Annotated in this window: 14 protein-coding genes and 1 rRNA gene; 3 read left to right on the top strand and 12 right to left on the bottom strand. The window is 46.1% G+C overall.

Translation table 11 applies throughout. The features are described from left to right. The 3 genes from GQ671_RS11415 to GQ671_RS11405 form a co-directional block, all read right to left on the bottom strand. A 16S ribosomal RNA gene (locus GQ671_RS11415) occupies positions 1-93 on the bottom strand; the annotation flags it as partial. A gap of 329 nt (positions 94-422) precedes the next feature. Next, the gene (locus tag GQ671_RS11410) at positions 423-1,196 is read right to left on the bottom strand and encodes a KinB-signaling pathway activation protein (protein WP_160657229.1); all 774 of its coding nucleotides are present in this window, start codon (positions 1,194-1,196) and stop codon (positions 423-425) included. A gap of 18 nt (positions 1,197-1,214) precedes the next feature. Continuing rightward, positions 1,215-2,264 carry an Mrp/NBP35 family ATP-binding protein gene (locus GQ671_RS11405; RefSeq protein WP_160657225.1) on the bottom strand — a complete coding sequence of 350 codons (1,050 nt, stop codon included), beginning with the start codon at positions 2,262-2,264 and terminating at the stop codon, positions 1,215-1,217. Positions 2,265-2,511: 247 nt separating this feature from the next. Here GQ671_RS11405 and GQ671_RS11400 point away from each other — a divergent pair, with 247 nt between their 5' ends. Both GQ671_RS11400 and GQ671_RS11395 read left to right on the top strand, forming a co-directional pair. After that, positions 2,512-3,957: an alpha-amylase gene (locus GQ671_RS11400; protein WP_160657222.1), complete on the top strand. Its 1,446-nt coding sequence runs from the start codon at positions 2,512-2,514 to the stop codon at positions 3,955-3,957. Positions 3,958-3,992: 35 nt separating this feature from the next. Then, on the top strand, positions 3,993-5,372 hold the full coding sequence (locus tag GQ671_RS11395) for an alanine/glycine:cation symporter family protein (RefSeq protein ID WP_160657218.1): 1,380 nt from the start codon (positions 3,993-3,995) through the stop codon (positions 5,370-5,372). 41 nt (positions 5,373-5,413) lie between these two features. Here the strand turns inward: GQ671_RS11395 and GQ671_RS11390 are convergent, their stop codons facing one another. From GQ671_RS11390 to GQ671_RS11350, 9 genes are all read right to left on the bottom strand, one after another. Next, positions 5,414-6,511: an NAD/NADP-dependent octopine/nopaline dehydrogenase family protein gene (locus tag GQ671_RS11390; RefSeq protein ID WP_160657214.1), complete on the bottom strand. Its 1,098-nt coding sequence runs from the start codon at positions 6,509-6,511 to the stop codon at positions 5,414-5,416. A gap of 13 nt (positions 6,512-6,524) precedes the next feature. Then, the gene (locus tag GQ671_RS11385) at positions 6,525-8,081 is read right to left on the bottom strand and encodes an amidohydrolase (RefSeq protein WP_160657211.1); all 1,557 of its coding nucleotides are present in this window, start codon (positions 8,079-8,081) and stop codon (positions 6,525-6,527) included. A gap of 78 nt (positions 8,082-8,159) precedes the next feature. Beyond that, positions 8,160-8,966, bottom strand: coding sequence for a pyrroline-5-carboxylate reductase (gene proC, locus GQ671_RS11380; protein WP_160657208.1), 807 nt, complete (start codon positions 8,964-8,966; stop codon positions 8,160-8,162). A 73-nt stretch (positions 8,967-9,039) separates the two neighbouring features. Next, positions 9,040-9,762, bottom strand: a complete 723-nt coding sequence (gene trhA, locus GQ671_RS11375) for a PAQR family membrane homeostasis protein TrhA (RefSeq protein ID WP_160657205.1) — start codon at positions 9,760-9,762, stop codon at positions 9,040-9,042. Continuing rightward, positions 9,762-10,907: a UTP--glucose-1-phosphate uridylyltransferase gene (locus GQ671_RS11370; RefSeq protein WP_160657202.1), complete on the bottom strand. Its 1,146-nt coding sequence runs from the start codon at positions 10,905-10,907 to the stop codon at positions 9,762-9,764. The genes trhA and GQ671_RS11370 overlap by 1 nt, the downstream gene beginning before the upstream one ends. Before the next feature lie 105 nt (positions 10,908-11,012). Further along, positions 11,013-13,139, bottom strand: a complete 2,127-nt coding sequence (locus GQ671_RS11365; protein ID WP_160657200.1) for a hypothetical protein — start codon at positions 13,137-13,139, stop codon at positions 11,013-11,015. 2 nt (positions 13,140-13,141) lie between these two features. Continuing rightward, entirely contained in the window at positions 13,142-14,554 is a 1,413-nt protein-coding gene (locus GQ671_RS11360) for a glycosyltransferase family 2 protein (protein ID WP_160657196.1), read from the bottom strand. Further along, the gene (locus GQ671_RS11355; protein ID WP_160657193.1) at positions 14,554-15,564 is read right to left on the bottom strand and encodes a HEAT repeat domain-containing protein; all 1,011 of its coding nucleotides are present in this window, start codon (positions 15,562-15,564) and stop codon (positions 14,554-14,556) included. Before GQ671_RS11355 ends, GQ671_RS11360 begins: the two co-directional genes overlap by 1 nt. Further along, positions 15,555-15,956 carry a response regulator transcription factor gene (locus GQ671_RS11350; protein ID WP_160657190.1) on the bottom strand — a complete coding sequence of 134 codons (402 nt, stop codon included), beginning with the start codon at positions 15,954-15,956 and terminating at the stop codon, positions 15,555-15,557. Before GQ671_RS11350 ends, GQ671_RS11355 begins: the two co-directional genes overlap by 10 nt. Before the next feature lie 275 nt (positions 15,957-16,231). Here GQ671_RS11350 and GQ671_RS11345 point away from each other — a divergent pair, with 275 nt between their 5' ends. Continuing rightward, positions 16,232-17,332 carry a GGDEF domain-containing protein gene (locus GQ671_RS11345; protein ID WP_160657187.1) on the top strand — a complete coding sequence of 367 codons (1,101 nt, stop codon included), beginning with the start codon at positions 16,232-16,234 and terminating at the stop codon, positions 17,330-17,332. Positions 17,333-17,352: the final 20 nt, after the last annotated feature.

Raw genomic sequence — 17,352 nt, 5'->3', positions numbered from 1 at the left:
CACAGGAGCAAGCTCCTGATCCGCGCGTTCGACTTGCATGTATTAGGCACGCCGCCAGCGTTCATCCTGAGCCAGGATCAAACTCTCCATAATTGGAAGTTCTCTGACTCCGTTGCGTTTTTACTTGACGCCCAAGTGATGTCCGTGGACATCCGTTTATCGGAATTAAACGTTGACATATTGTCATTCAGTTTTCAATGTTCTGTTTTGACTGCTTTACTATTATAGCACTTCAGCAATTCGATTGCAACCACTTTTCAATTTCTTTTTGGAAGCAATTTGCTGTGTGGTGCTTGTTTTTGCCGTCCTTGTTTTGGCGACTTTCATATCATACCAAGTGGCAAGCTGAGTGTCAACGATTTGAATGATTTTAATATTGTAGTGTTACACAATAAGAAAGAGGCAGTGCATCGCACTGCCTCCTAACCCTTGTCATGACGCTTTTTTTGACGTGTTTTGTTTTTATACTCCAAAGCATTTCTTTTATCAATCTGGGCTTTTTCCTTCTTCTGCTGCTGAATATTCTCCTGTTGCTGTGCAGTTCTTTTCTGTTCATTGAGTTCTGCTTTGGTCACTCTTCCCCGCTCTGCCTTTTCCTTTTCCGATGCCTCTATATATTTCGGCAGCATCAGGAGCTGGAATGCATTACATATGATCAGTGTAAATATTGATCTGTATATCCATGAAGTATCTTCTACACTCAAAAATGGGATCAGTGCAATGGAAGTCATGAATATCATATAGAAGAGAGCCGGAATGAAAAGATTGCCGCCTGGTGCTGTCCTGTCCTTCCATCTGGCAACAATGAAGCCAGCTACAATGACAATAATCGGAATCCATATATAGCTCCATACATGACCAGCTTCCATACCTAGTCTGTAGAACCTGACATAGAATAGGTCGAATATTGCATACATCACAAGCAGCAGCTGTACATAGGGCCATAGCTTTCTGAAGATGCCCATTCCCAATGGGTGGATGAACATATATATGAAGAAAGCGACCTGACTGACAGTTGCGATCAGAAGTCCATAGCCGAGAAACCAGACCAGTCCGGCCAGAAATTCGCCGATCTGCCCTTCAAATAAATAACGCGTTACATTCTGATATTCAGTGAACAGACTCACGATGGCTGTGACCACCATACCGAGGAGCAGTGTCCTAAAATAGAATCTTACCAGGTATTTCGATGTCATACTGTAGTTCCTCCGCGATTATTCGCTTTCTTTTATTACATTGTCTGCAATGCTTCTATATATACTGCCGATTTTATGCGTTTCAGAGTAGACGGAAGGTGCAAAATCCTGCTCGTTCCATTCAGGTTGTCCTAGAGGCAGCTGTCCGAGCAATGGCACCTGAAGTTCACGTGCCAGTTTCTCTCCGCCACCCTTACCAAAGACATATTCCTTCTCATCAGTAAGTTCGCTCTCGAAGTAGCTCATGTTTTCTATTACCCCGATGATGTCATGATCTGTATGCTGGGCCATCGCGCCCGCACGAGCTGCAACAAATGCGGCCGTCGGATGTGGTGTTGTGACGATGATCTCCTTGCTGTGAGGCAGCAGCTGATGGACATCCAGCGCAACATCCCCTGTCCCCGGCGGCAGATCAAGCAGCAGATAATCGAGTTCCCCCCATGCCACTTCATTGAAGAAACTGCTGATCATCTTGCCAAGCATCGGCCCTCTCCATATGACAGGTGTATTCTCCTCCACGAAGAAAGCCATTGAGATCACTTTGACTCCGAAGCGTTCAACTGGAATGATTGTCTTATCTTCTATCCCCGGCTTCTCGGTGATACCCATCATATCAGGTACACTGAATCCATATATATCTGCATCAATTAAACCGACTCGCTTGCCTTTTTCAGCAAGTGCAACAGCCAGATTGACTGCGACGGTCGATTTGCCGACACCGCCCTTGCCCGATGCGACAGCGATGAATTGCGTATCATTCTCCTTGAACTTGTTCTCTACTTCACTGCCTGCTGTGCCACGGTGCTTTTCAATCACCGACTCGTCCAGTTCATCGAAGCGCAGACCGACTGTATCTGCACCCGCTTCTTTCAGAAAATTGACCACCTTCATCTGCAGGTCAAGCTGCTCCTGACCGCCAAGACGGCCGATTGCCACTTTGACACTCACATGCTTCTTCTCTTCCTTGATACTGATTTCCTTGATACCATCCGTATCTTTAATAGGAACGTTAAGGATCGGATCATTTATATTACCAACTATTTCTTCCACTTGTTCTTTAGTGACCATTAGAAATTCTCCTTCTATAGGCTAGATTCAATACCATCATGATAACATATCCGGATATGCATAAAATACAAAAGTTCTTAATACTTTGTGATAAGTCGATGGCAGACCATCCCACCCTCCCATTTCATGTCCACATGACTGAATCGATCTTTATTTTTGAAACTTCTATGATTACAAGGTGTCTGAACAGGCTATATAGAGGTACGAACTATAGAAAGGATCGTTGACCACTATGAATTTTTCACTCATGCAGTATTTTGAATGGTACGTACCGGACGACGGCAAGCATTGGAATCGTCTGAAGGATAATGCACAAAAGATCAAAGACATGGGCATTGATGCTGTGTGGCTGCCACCACCGACCAAAGCTGACAATCCATCCAACCCGGGTTATTCAGTATATGATGTTTATGACCTGGGAGAATTCGATCAGAAGGGAGCTGTCCGTACAAAATACGGCACACGCGAACAGCTTGAGAAGGCGATAAAGGCATGCAGAGAAGCAGGCCTGATGGTATATATCGACCTCGTCATGAACCATAAGGCAGGCGGCGATGATACTGAAACCTTCAACGTCATTGAAGTGGATCCGGATGATCGTGACAAGGAAATATCAGAACCCTTCGATATTGAGGGCTACACGCGTTTCACATTCCCCGGACGTAAAGGTAAATACAGCACATTCGAATGGGACTTCACCCATTTTGTTGGTGTCGACTACGATGCCAAAGAAGATCGTACCGGTATATTCAAGATCGTCGGAGAAGATAAGGACTGGAGCGAAAATGTTGATGAGGAGAAGGGCAACTTCGACTACCTGATGTTTGCGGATATATATTATGACCACCCGGATGTCAGAGAAGAGATGATAGAATGGGGCAAATGGCTCACGGATACATTGGACGTTGATGGCTTCAGACTGGATGCAGTTAAACATATAGACAGCCTCTTCATCAGCGAATTTATCGATGCGGTGACTGAACACGCTGACCGCGACATCTATTTCTTCGGTGAATTCTGGAATCCCGAAGTGGAAGCTAAGGAAGGCTTCCTGAAAGATGTCGAATTTGATATCGATCTGTTCGATGTCGGCCTCCACTACAATCTGTTTGAAGCGGCAAACGAAAAGGAAGATTATGATTTGACCCAGATTTTCGAAGGCACACTGATTAAAGAATCTCCCTGGAATACAGTAACTTTCGTGGACAACCATGATACCCAGCCTGGAGAGTCGCTGGAATCCTTCGTAGACGACTGGTTCAAACAGTCCGCCTACGCACTTATCCTTCTCCGGCAGGACGGCTATCCATGTGTATTCTATGGTGACTACTATGGTATTGATGGGGAAGGGGAAGAGGCCAAAGCAGGTATGCCCGAAGCGATAGATCCCCTGCTTCGTGCGCGACACGTCCGGGCACTCGGAGAACAGGACGACTATTTTGACCATCCCGACACTATCGGATGGGTCCGGTTCGGTGAAGAGGAAGTGGAAGACTCCGGCTGTGCAGTCGTCGTATCGAATGGACTTGAAGACGGCGTCAAAAGAATGTATGTCGGTGAAGCACGCAGTGGAGAAGAATGGGTGGATTTTACAGGAAATCGTGAGGACACGATCGTCATTGACGAGGAAGGATTTGGAGAATTCATCTCAGGTAGCCAAAGCACAAGTGTATACGCTCTTCCTGATGAGTAGACAAGAAAAAATGCAGCTTTAAAGGAGAACACGACATGGAGATAATTACAGCAGTATCAAATTTTCTATGGGGCTATCCAATCATCATCATGCTCCTTTTCACAAGTGTCTATCTGACGATCAGACTGAAATTCTTTCAATTTGTCTACCCTGTATATATATTCAAACAGACTATTGGCAGGGTGGGTAAAAAACCATTTGGCAAAGGAACCATCACCCCTTTCCAGACACTGACTACAGCATTATCCTCGACAATTGGCGCCGCCAATATTGTCGGGGTGCCTGTAGCCATCATGCTTGGGGGACCGGGTGCAGTCTTCTGGATGTGGGTCATCGCCGTCTTCGGCATGGCGCTGAAATTTGGTGAGACAACTCTAGGCATGCATTACCGTGAAAAAAATGAAATCGGGGAATATGTTGGTGGCCCTACATATTATATGAGAAATGGAATCAAATGGCCGCTTGTCGGTAAAGTGCTTGCTGCCTGGTATGCTGTTTTCCTGCTGATCGAACTTATTCCAAGCATAATGGTACAAAGTAATTCCGTAGCCAGTACAATAGAAGATTCATTTTCATTCAGCCCGCTGATTACAGGGATCATCATGGCAGTTGCCGTAGGCATAGTAGTGTTTGGAGGCATTAAACGTATCGGCAAGGTTACATCCTTCCTGGTGCCCATCATGGCCGGATTCTACATCCTTGCAGGACTGATCATCATTTTCATGAACCTCTCATCAGTGCCGGCTGCCTTTTCACTCATCTTTACAGAAGCATTCAATCCGACAGCTGCACTTGGCGGCGGTGCCGGGGCAGTACTTGCTGAAACCATACGATGGGGCTTTGCGCGAGGCGTCTACAGTAATGAAGCAGGTCTTGGTACATCTCCGATTGCCCATGCGGCTGCTAAAACCGACCACCCTATTCGTCAGGCACTCTGGTCAGTCATTGCAATTGTGGTAGATACACTGATCATATGTACCGTTACAGCGCTTGTCGTCATAATGACAGGTGTCTGGCAGCATAATGATGCCCATGAAGAGAGCGTCCGCGAATCACTTACAGCGCGTGCTTTTGCAGAATCATTTGGACCGCTAGGAAGCACGGCCATCTCGTTAGCACTCGTCATCTTCGTCTTTTCCACCATCACTGTAGTCGTTTTCTACGGTGCCAGACAGGCGGAGTATCTATTCGGTCTATGGGCCGGTACAGTAATGAAGGCACTCTATGTCATATCAATCGTCATCGGTGCAATCGGCGGTGCCACAATCCTATGGGCCTTCCTTGACCTGACATTGTTCTTCGTCATAATGCCGAATATCATTGCCGTAATCATACTGTCACCAAAAATCATCGAGTTGAAAGAGGAATACTTCAACTCCAAAAAGTACTATAAGAAAGATGTAGAAAATGAATAAAGCTACACAAAAAACCTCCGACAGAGTCGGAGGTTTTTCTTCTAATCACGTGTGCTGTCGTATTTCATCAGCTGGTTCAGCTCTTCACTGTTGACTTTTTCTATGCCGAGCTTGCTTAATGTGACACCTTCTTTGAAATAGTCACGCTCGAGGAGTACGCCTGCCAATGTAATGATAGAGTCCATTACTGGCGTGTCTACTCCCACCATATCCCCGATGCTTGCCCACAATACCAGCCCATTCGATACATCTTCTGTTACATAGCGATTTTCCAGGTCGGTTGGCCCGAGTATTTCTCTAAGTATCTTGGAATTATTGTACTGTTCCCTCAATGATTCACTCTCTTCGAAGTATCCACTTCTCACACTGCGTTTGGATTTGGAAAGCACTTCGAAGCCAAGTGCTTCACATATTGCCTGACGTTCCTGGTCGATACGATGGATGACATTCACTGTATGTTCGGTGATGCCTTCTTTATATAGATAGAACTGGTCGCCTGCATAATCAATTCTTCCTGCATTCAGAATGGAAGGGCCGGGGTGACTCTCAGGATTTCCATTATTCAGCGTTGTTTCGATGATATTTTCAGCCGGCTTCAGATGATCATACATCCGATTGAAAACTTCGAGCATCTCTTCGGTGTGTCGGGAAGGATAGGCCGCAAACAAATTATGTTTGTTATAGCCGATCAGTTCCGCTTCATTGCGCTCAGGATGATACCTCGAAGCATAGGTGAGTGACATCGTCTCTCCCACCTTAACGTCAACATCCGCCTTCATATTATGCAGGACTCTTTTGAAGCGGATGCTGCACATTGCGCTTGCGCTATTGATGAGGACATACTGGCCATCTTCAAGATACGGTGCAATATTTTCTGCAACAGGCTCGACTGCAGTGGATGGTATAGCCAGCATCAGGACATCATGTCCATGTACCGCTTCTGAGATTTCCCTTGTGAATCTATGAATTTTTACAGGTGAGCCCTTGAAATTGATTTCACCCGTCTCCTCTATCTTGCTCAGATCTTTCCTGGACTGCGGAGATTGGTACAGCGTCACAGTATGGCCCCTCTCAGTCATATCAACAGCAGCAGTGATACCGCCATGCCCAGCACCAAAAATACTGATTTTCAAACCCATAGAATCCCTCCTTCTAGTTATGTGCATCATAGACGATAGTACCGTCGACGATTGTTTTTTCAATTTTTGTTTCGAGCAGTTCATCTGCATCGACTGTCATGACATTCCGATCGAATATGGCAAAATCTGCGTAATACCCTGGCTCTATCATTCCAGCGCGATCTGCTTTATAGACTATTTTCGCAGCATTATGAGTATACATCCTGAAGGCATCATACCGGCTGACAATCTCTCCTTCGTTATATACGCCCGTCTTTCCCCTACGTGTTACAAGCGTATGAATGCCAAGCAGTGGATTGACTGCCTCTATCGGTGCATCGGAAGAGCCGCCAAGCAGCAGCCCATATTCCTGCATTGTTCGGAAAGCATAGAGGTACTTCAGACGTTCTGTACCCAGATAGGATTCCACCCATGGCATGTCGGACGTCAGAAATGTCGGCTGGATATCGCAAATCACATTCAGTCTGGACATCCGCTCAATAAGAGTCGCATCCAGCAGACTGCAGTGGATCAGACGATCGTGCTTGCCTTCTGGAACAGGATATCGTTCGATTGCGTCAATGACAAGCTCACTTGCCTTGTCACCGATGACATGTACAGCAATCGCATCTCCATTCGATCTCGCCTTTCTGACCAGGGATTCAAGCGTTTCCACCGAATGGATCTGAAGTCCATGGTCATCCGTACCTTCATATGGTGCATTGACGAGAGCGGTCTTTCCACCGAATGCACCATCCATGAACAGCTTCATCGCATCCTCTTCAATCCAGTCATCCACAAACTCTGGGGCATCCTGGACCATTTCATCATATATCCGCTCATGCCTGAGCAGATTGACCCGGAATTTCTTGCGGTCCGGCCCGAGCGTTTTCCTATAGGCTTCCAACGGAAGCTGGTAAGGACCGTGGTATGACATATCTTCAGTATGCGCATTCGTAATGCCATAAGTATACAGATGATCCACCGCCGTTTCGATGTCACCACTCAGCGAGTCTGCATCATCCTCGACTGTCGCATCCCTGATGGCTTCGAAGGCCTTATCATAGACCCAGCCTGTCAGCTCTCCATTTTCATCCCGTTCGTAATAGCCGCCTTCAGGATCGGCCACTGTACGGTCTATCCCCAGCAGTTCCAATCCTCGCGTATTGACGACACCGGCATGCTGGCACACACGCGTCAGCAGTGTCGGCTTATCCGTCAATGCATCCAGCTCTTCGTGGGATGGGCGGTACTGGTCAGGGAAATTGTTTTCATCGTAGCCAAGGATGAGGTTCCATTTTTCCGTCGACTCATATGTACTGACCAGTCGCTTCATATCCTCAAGATCTGTCACTTCATGCAATGCCAGCGACTTCAGTCTTTTACCGAGCATGATCAGATGCTGGTGGGTATCTGTCAATCCAGGAAGCATTGTCGCGCCTTCAAGGTCTACTTCGTTATCCACCTGGTCACGGAGTACTTCGACTGGACCTGTTTCAATTATCATGCCATTTTCTTCAACCAGTGCCTCAACAGTATCGAAAGGTGCCTTCATTGTATATATTGAACCATTATAGTATAGCGTCTTCATTTTATTCCTCCTCACAAAAAGTGCTTCATATACAGTCTATATGAAGCACTTCCTATTCCACAAATTCATTAGCTGATGCTATTCATCATCTTTACTCAACTCTTCACTCCGGTTTGCCGCCGCATTCAATGTTGCAGTGAGTATTCTTTTGATACCCTCTCCATCGAGAGCATCAAGCCCCGCTTCAGTTGTGCCGTTCTTGGATGTAATGTTCTTCCTGAGCTGACTGAATGGCAATTCTGAATCCTCCACCATTTTTCCGGCACCGATGACCAGATTCCTCGTCAGAAACAGTGCTTCTTCTTCATCGAACCCTAGTTCCATCAGGCTTTCCGCATATTTTTCATAGATGTAATACAAAAATGCTGAACCCGAACCTGTTGCAGCGGTGATGTTATGCATGACATCTTCTTCGATCACCACTGTCGTGCCGAAACTTTCCATCAGCTCCACAAGCTGGTCCTTATCAGGGAAATTTCTGGAGTAGGTAATGCCGCTGACGGAATGCTGCACCATCGCATTGGTATTCGGCATGATTCTTGCAATCGGATTTTCCGTCCGCAGCTCACGTCGGATTGTCTTGATCTGGGTGCCTGCCATGACGGATACTATTTTTGTCTTTTCTTCAAGGTAAGGTCGGATTCTTTTGGCGACATCCGGGAAACTCTGAGGTTTGCTTGCCAGGATGACATAGTCCGCATCATCCAGAAGTTCTGTATCATCATAGGAAACGTTGACACCGAGATTTTCTTTAAAGAACATGATCTTCTCCTGCTGGCTTCTGCTCGTCAAATAGATCTGTTCCGGTTCGACTACACGATTTTCGATCATACCTATAAAGATGGCACTTGCCATATTGCCCGCCCCATAAAAGACGATTTTCATCCAATCAACTCCCGTTTTGATTTCACCATTAACTATCATAACAAACTGGACAGAAAAATCAAAAACACCTAGGCTATGCGTAAATGTAGAAGACAATGCCGATATAGTGCAGGATGCTCGCAACGATGATGAAGAAATGCCATATCATATGGAAATACTTGCGCTCCTTCTGAGCATAGAACCATGCGCCAACTGTATAGCTGACACCACCGAGGGTCAGCATGAAGATGAACATCCAGGGCGTATTGCTGATGATCTGCGGGAAGAAGAGTACTGCCATCCAACCCATTACAAGATAGAAGCCAAGACTTACTTTACTGTTCACTTTGGGGCTCAGCACCTTATAGAGGATGCCGAAAATTGCTGCTCCCCACTGGATGATAAGAGAAATAATGCCCCAAGTGCCTCCAATCACTGAAAGTGCCACTGGTGTATACGTACCAGCAATCGCAACGTAGATCAGACTATGGTCCAAAAGACGCATGATGTATTTGTGCTGAGTGTTGTGCGCCATCGAATGATACAGCGTCGACGTAAGGAACATGAGCAGGATGCTGATGACATATACCGAACCACCCACCGCGTGCAGCGCTCCGCCCTGCTCATACATATATATTGCTGTAAACGGCAGCATGAATATGAATATGAGCGCCGCTACACCATGACTCACACTATTGCCCACTTCTTCCCCGAAGGATAATGGCACAATATGTTTCAGGGACTCTTCGATCCTTTCTCCCACCCCATGCTTTTTCCAATACAATTTCTTATGAGGTCCATTCTGCCGGAGAAACATCACAATACGCCTTCATCCACAAGATCCTTATAGGCTGTCTCTATACTGTCCTTGCCCATCTTATTCTTCAGCGGAGAGAATTCACCTTTACGATCCACCTGCAGTGTCATGTGGGTATCAGCATGCATAAATGCATCGAAGTAGAATTTCTCGAATTTGAGCACTTCTTCTCTTACAACCTGCAATGTACTGCTCATATGCTCCAACTTTTTCAATGCGAGATGGTAGGGCAGTCTGATATCTGCAATTTTCTCCAGATAGTCCATGCTGAATGCGTGAATGCCGATATTGCCATTCTTGAATGCCTCTTCTTCACCTTCAGGCAGTTCCGTATATTCGACAACACTTTTCCTGCCGTCCACAAGACATAGGCGTCCGACACTCTCCCCCGGTTTCGGAGCGATGGATTTCGAAGTCACTTCATTATCATTCTGGATATGAAGACCGACGAGCAGCGGATCGGCAACTTTTACAACAACGTTATCAACATTGTTCATGAACACATGCTGAATGCCCCGAACTTTCATGTCTTCAAGCATCCCACTCTGTTTCAATGCACTGAAAATGCCACCATTGCCGTTTGGTGTCAGCAGAATATCCTTCTGTGCTGTGATCAGCAGTTCACCATCCTTTGATAATGCGGGGAAATGCTCCTGCCTGAAGAAATGGATATTTGCAGGATCCAGCTCAAAATAGCGATTGGATTCGAAAAATGCGATTGTCTCCTCATGGTTGATATCACTCGTCATGATATACCACTGCACAGGCGTCTTTACTTTTTCTTCAAAATTTCTCAGCTGGCTTGCCTGGAGTTCAAAAAGAGAGCGGCCTTCGAAAGAAAATGTGCCCTTCGGACCCTGATGCTCGAGCCGCGTCCCCTGGCCACCAGCCATCAGCAGTACTGCCACCTGTCCCTTGCTCATGGCATTGTAGGCAATATCGTGGAGCATGGTTTCATCCAGTTCGCCCGGTGTCGCATACGGAACTTCCCTGATGGAATCCATATTTACAGACGACGGATTCTGATATGTATCGACGTAAACCTTCTTGATTTCTTCCTTGTCGAGCAGTTGATACTGGTCTTTCAGTTTCTGCTGGTACCTCTGTTCCAGCAATTCGAATTGCGGTATCCAGTTCGTTATCATGATCGGCCTCCACAGTCAGTTTACTTCATTATAATCCAAACGGGGCCAGTCTGTAAAAAATAAAAGAAGATGGAGGCTGCATGCATTGCAGTCCCATCTTCTTTTCTATTGCTGTGCTCCAAATGTTTCTTTAAGAATATCATAGGATTTCTTCAGTCGCTCATCCGACTCGGGGAGATCCCATTTTTCCCACGTATATGTTGTCAGAGCTGGTATCCTGTTGTTTTCCACAGCCGGCAGGCTATCCACAACATGCTGGCCATCCATCACCACTGCACCGATACCGATACCATCGATCTGCACTGAAGCTTCCAGGCCATCTTCCACGATATTGCCGATAAATTCCCTCTGACTTGGGTCACGCGCGCCGATCAGCTGCCAAGGTAGGCGGATTTCGAGTACCCCTTCTTCACGATTCCAGTTGTAGTCTGTCAGGGAATCATATCCTTCCGCCTCAGGGTCGCCGATCCCTTCACGTAGCAGCCCAGTTTCATAGGATTCAAATGGAAGCGTCTCACCTCTATCAGGCAGGTAGTATTCCTTGTTCAGTGCAAGACGGATCGAGTTGAAAACTCCTGAATCTTTTTTTGGCTCACCTTTGACATCTATCATTTCAAGCGTATGTCCATACTGGATTTCGAAGAAATCGTAGTAGTCATCCACTGTTACTCTGGACTGTTCGGAATTGATATCGATAAGAAAATCGATGCCATCCTCCGATTCGACCTGGTCATCCAGTGTATGATTCCCCTGCTCGGACACAATATTGAGGGGAATGTTTATACTCCCTTCCAATCCAGGGTCATGCTCCACTTTCAGATAGAGATATCTCTCATCAGAATCCATTGTCAATGATTTGAGCGTTCCATCACCTGTATACAGCGGATCATTTTCCCAGCCGGTAGCCTCTCCATCCACTTTGATCTTGTGGGTATCAAAGCTCAGCAGTCCGAACTGCTGCTCGTTGGTCTGTGCATTCGACCAGAATGGACGGCGATCCGGATCATCATAATCCATTGTGTTCCAAGTACGCTTGAACCACTCATCCTGCCAAGTGAAGACAAGTCCCCCAAGCATGCCCTCTTCGATGATATCTTCGTAGAGATGCGTGATGATTTCACCCTGTTTCTTTTCCGAATGGAAACCCTGGTCCCAGCCAAACGGATTACGGTGGGTCAGTCCACGAGAGCCCGGCACGCCAAATTCAGCTACAAGAATGGGCAGACGGTGCTCCTTGACCATTTCATTGAGATAGCCCGCATAATTGTTCTTTTCTCCTCTGTGATCCGTATAGTCCAAATACTTCTCATCATTATTCAGGAAGTCCGGATAGTATGGATAGATGTGATATGAAGCATACTGGCCGATCGCTTCCATCTCACCTTTTGTATAGATGACATTCGGATCGACGCTCACAAGGTCTTCCATATCCGAGGAGTCGGATGGATGGTCCAGAATATCCGTTGTCACCCAGTTTGTAAAGCTCATCGGACGCAGTGAACCATATGTTTCATTTTCATAATTTGAGATGTAATCCATCTTCTGTGCCAGCCAATGTTCAAATGGAGAAGCACTTTCAGTACGATAGAAGCTACCATCATACTGGCCGATATCTTCATGTTTCTCATTGGTTCCGACGACAAATGGTGGGTACCACTCGACACCCATGACCCAGCCGATAACGTAGCCTGATACATCTTTTGTATAATTGCCGGAAGCCTTGCCAGGCTCAGCTTCAACAGTACCGCCTCCATGAATTGCGTCCATTACATTCAGCATATCCTGGTCGAACTCTTCATTCAGAGCCTCATCAAATGCATCGAGTCCATCGTGCATCTTGCCTTCATCAGCCCATAGACCATGCATAAGATAGATATTTTCTTCATTTCTATTGTTATAACGGGCAAGTGCTTTATAGAAACCTGGCGGGTGCAGAGTATATACACGCACCGTATTTGCGTTCATCTCACCAATCTGTTCAAACCAGCGATAGTACTCATCTTCTGTAATCGCTGCTTCGCCCGGGAAAGTGCCAGGTTTGGCCATCCCCATATTGACGCCTTTGATGGTCATCTGTTCCCAGCCATCCGGTGTCTTCACTTCAAACTGGTCTCCAGCGATCCGGGCAGGCTGTATTTCATGCGCCTCTCTTTCCTGGCTGTTGCCGAAGACGAAGTATATTCCAACTCCGATTGCGACGATCAAAATACCGATAATGATGTACTTCTTCATTTTTATGTTTTCCCTCTTCCCAGTCCTTGACGTTCCATCTTGCCCCAGTCATGTCTTTTGCGCATGAAATTATATATTCCCTCTATTCTCCAAAACAGTGTCAGCGGACGATACCAGAATGTTTCTGAAAGTGCCAGAAGCACCATTACCAGAATAGTGCGGGGGCGCGTGTAGTTTTTCGTTGTCCATGACTCGAGCAGTAGTGAAAAGGACGAAAAGATGGATCCGTAGAGGATCAGAGCAAGCATCAGCATGAGCGCCATCTCTACATAGAGGTTTCCGAGGAAGAAGGCAGCAATAATATAGATATATCCGCCAAGCTCTATCATTGCACCGAGTGCCTCGAACAGCCAGAAGTAAGGGAAGGCAAAAAGGCCGATTCTGCCGTACTTCGGATTCAGTGTCATATGCTTGTGCCGCCACAGGCTCTCTATAAGCCCCTGACTCCACCTTCTTCGTTGGCGTCTCAGCACCCTGAGGGAAGTCGGCGCTTCAGTCCAGCATACAGGCTCCGGTACGAACTCGATACGCTCATCCGATTTTATTCTGCGCAGATATTCATGGACTTTGACGACCAGCTCCATATCTTCACCGATGACACCTGGGGTATAGCCGCCTGCCGCAATGACAGTACGCTTTGAAAATACACTGAAAGCACCCGATATGATCAGTACCATGTTGAAGCGGCTCAGGAAGATGCGTCCGAGCATGAATGCCCTCAAGTATTCGATGATCTGCATCATGACGACCGGTCGGCGTGTCAGCTGCCGTTCGACGAGTGATCCGAAATGTATATCATTGCCGTTCGCAATCCGGACATTGCCGCCTGCGGCGACAACTTTACCGTCGGATGCAATGATGGGACGCATGACTTTAAGCAGTGAATTCTCATCCAGTATGGAGTCTCCGTCAATTGAACAGAAATAAGGGTACCTGGCAAGATTGATACCGGTATTCAGTGCATCCGCCTTACCACCATTCTCTTTCATGATCATGAAGACTTTCGGATGAAGCTTCGACTGGTACACCTTATTTACCTTTTTTGTCTCAATATGCTGGACGATTTCAGGGTAGACCCGCTTCATGCTGAAAGCTTCGATGACCGTCTCGGCAGTACTATCTTTCGAGCCATCATCGATGACGATGATTTCCGATTCCGGATACCTCAGATTGATAAGGGAGTGCAGGCTCTCTACAATGCCTGCCTCTTCGTTATAGGCAGGTACGAGAATTGAGACCGGCTTGGTGAAGAGGTTGGTTCTAAGGTCGTCATCAAGCATCTCATCATCAAGCAGTTTTCTTTTTGACAGGGCCTGGTAGGCAAAAGCCATCATCAGAATATAGAAGACCGTGATACTCAGCACGTATATGAGAATGATCCATCCAAGTACAAGTCCGATACTTTGCCAATCCATCACTTCTCACCTTCCTTCTGTACTGTCAGCGTCTCCCGCTGCACTGGAACGGCCCATTCAGCCATCGGTTTCTTGAATCTCGACAAGGAACGAGCCGCTTCCCTTCTCACCATTTCATGATGATCATCCAGCCTGTCCTTCAGTTGAGGAATGGATTTTTCACCGATCAGTGGCGCGAGGCGGGTGACGAGCATCCTTTCCTCCCATACATCGGAATTGTAGAACCTGTCATAGCGGCAGGATTCCTGTACCAGGCCGATTGTCTGGATGGCTTTCAGTGCACGTATCCGTACTTCCGGAGTACGATTGCCAAGCAGCGATTCCAACCACTCGATGGAAGTTCCGGATGGCATGAGTGCTATTCTGCCAATCAGAGCATATTTCCCGGGCAATGTTATCTCTTCGAAGCGATTCATCAGCTTTTCAGCTTTTTTGTCACTCAGCCGGTTGAAAATTTTCTTATTCTCATATTCTGATAAATCCCTCCGCATAAAATAAATATATGAGAAGCGTTCCATATCAAATATGGACAGGTAGGTGAGGAAGAGAAAGTATTCATACTTGCTCAGTCGCAGTATCTCCTCATTAGCGAATATTTTTTCAAAACCAGGCAGCTTGAATTCTATCAGTTTACTCAGTGTATTGACCCTATAAGCCCATCTGCCACTCTTGAGCTGCTTTTTATAGTAGCTTCCAAAATGCTCTGTCCCAAACTGGATGATTCGTCTGTCGATATCCTTTGAAGATCCACTCTGCGTAAAAGCAAAGAAAATCTTTTCAATCGCTTCTATATCCGACCTCTTTGATTTCGGAAGTACGTCACCTCCCAGACCTTTGGTCAAATATTCATACCAGCCATCAAAATGGTTTTCAATATAGTGAGCCACTGCTTCCCTTCTTCTGATCCTGCGCTGTGATTGAGCGATGAAAACCAGAACAAGTACTACAAGGATGACAAGCAAAGCAAGAATACACCAGAGAACAAATCCAAGGCTTATATTTATACCCATAGATTTTCTCCCCGATTGATCAGCCGATTGATTCTGGCCTGGAAAACTCTCAGGTTGAATGGCTTTATGAAGTAGCTGTCCACACCCATATTCAATGCATACACCATTTCTTCTTCAGTATTTGAACGTGTCATAAAATAGATGACACCCTCGATATCCAATCTACGTATATGCTGCACAAGTTCAATGCCATTCTTTTTGGGGAGGATGTCATTGATTATATAAACACACCTCGATTCCCCATAGCTATAGCGTTCCATGAAGTCATAACCGTCCGAATATCCATGGACACCCAGCTTCTCAGCGTCATTTCCATCTTCTAATGTCCGGATCAGAATACGACGAAATACTGCATCTGGCTCTACTACATGAACTTCCACACGCTCGCTCATTTCCACACTTCCTCACTTTATGTTTCTTTTATTATACTTACAATCAATGTAATAAACATTTTTTAATTCAATATTAAATAATATATTCCAATCAGACATTAGTAGGAATTTTCTTCATTGCTTCGAATTAAAGATAATAGCGTACAGTATTATGTTATAGTAGAAACTGGTAATCAAGTTACATTATCTCACAAAAGACATAGATAAGTATACTCCTTTCCCTGGATCTTCAAGCAATATGGTGCTATTATACTAACAATTACTGGAGGAAAATTATGTTTCTGGATATGATCGTACTGCTCTCTATGCTGGTAGCATTCCTGTATCTGTATTTTCAGATCAAATGGAAGATGGAACCGCTGCTTCAGAGCGGACTTTATGAAATGGTGTTCGCGGGGATGATGGGCGGTTTCATCTCCATCCTACTCAACTACTATGCTGTAAGTACCCCGCACGATGGCTATTTCAGTCTCAGCATGGTCGCACTGGTACTGGTGCTCATGTTCAGCAGCGCAAGAGCATTTCTACTGAGCTCAACCATGTTCTTCGCATGGGTCATATTTTCGCCATGGGCCATTTCAACCGTATCGCCGTCAGTTCTGCTGACTGTCATGGCCAGTGTTTTCATCACCTACAGGATCTTGAAGAGATTGTCCGACCATGTGCTGGGGATTACCCTGATACTTGTTGTCGTTATATTGTATTACTTGTCGCTTCTCGCAAATACAGGAAGTATCCTTATAGCCGCGGAAATTGCATTCTACTATTTCCTCCTGGCCTCCATGAGTCTGGTACTGAGCATATCACTGATAGACTACATGACCCGCTCCCATCGCCTTTTCAGACAGTATGAAGAGGAAGCATCTGTGGACGGTCTGACCGGACTATACAACAGAAGAACCTTTGATAATAAGGTCGATGCGCTGAATCCTGGAAAAAGTGCTTCCCTGATGATTCTGGATATTGATTTCTTCAAGTCCTTCAATGATCGTTTCGGGCACCCTGAAGGTGATAGAATGCTCAAGGCCGTCAGCCGAAAAATGCAGTCGGTCGTCGGTAAAGCAGGCATCCTCTCCCGTAACGGCGGAGAAGAATTCGCCATCATCCTGGAAGGCAAGACACGAGACGAAGCTTTCGAAATCGCCGAACACCTCCGCACAACTATCGAACACAGCCGCTATATCATGCATACGGGAGAGTTTATCGGCATCACCATCTCCATCGGACTTGCATCCTATCCAGAACAGGTGGACAGGATCGGAAAACTGTATAAGACAGCCGATGAACATCTTTATATCGCAAAGAAGCTTGGGCGCAACCAGGTATGCTGCGAAAAACAGAAGGATCTCGTGATTACAGGTACTCTCAAAACATAAAAAACACCCGGAAAGTTAGA

The sequence above is a fragment of the Salinicoccus hispanicus genome (assembly GCF_009831115.1).
GTDB classification, from domain to species: Bacteria; Bacillota; Bacilli; order Staphylococcales; family Salinicoccaceae; genus Salinicoccus; species Salinicoccus hispanicus.
Note: the sequence above shows the minus strand (reverse complement) of the source record. Positions and strands in the feature narration are given on the sequence as shown.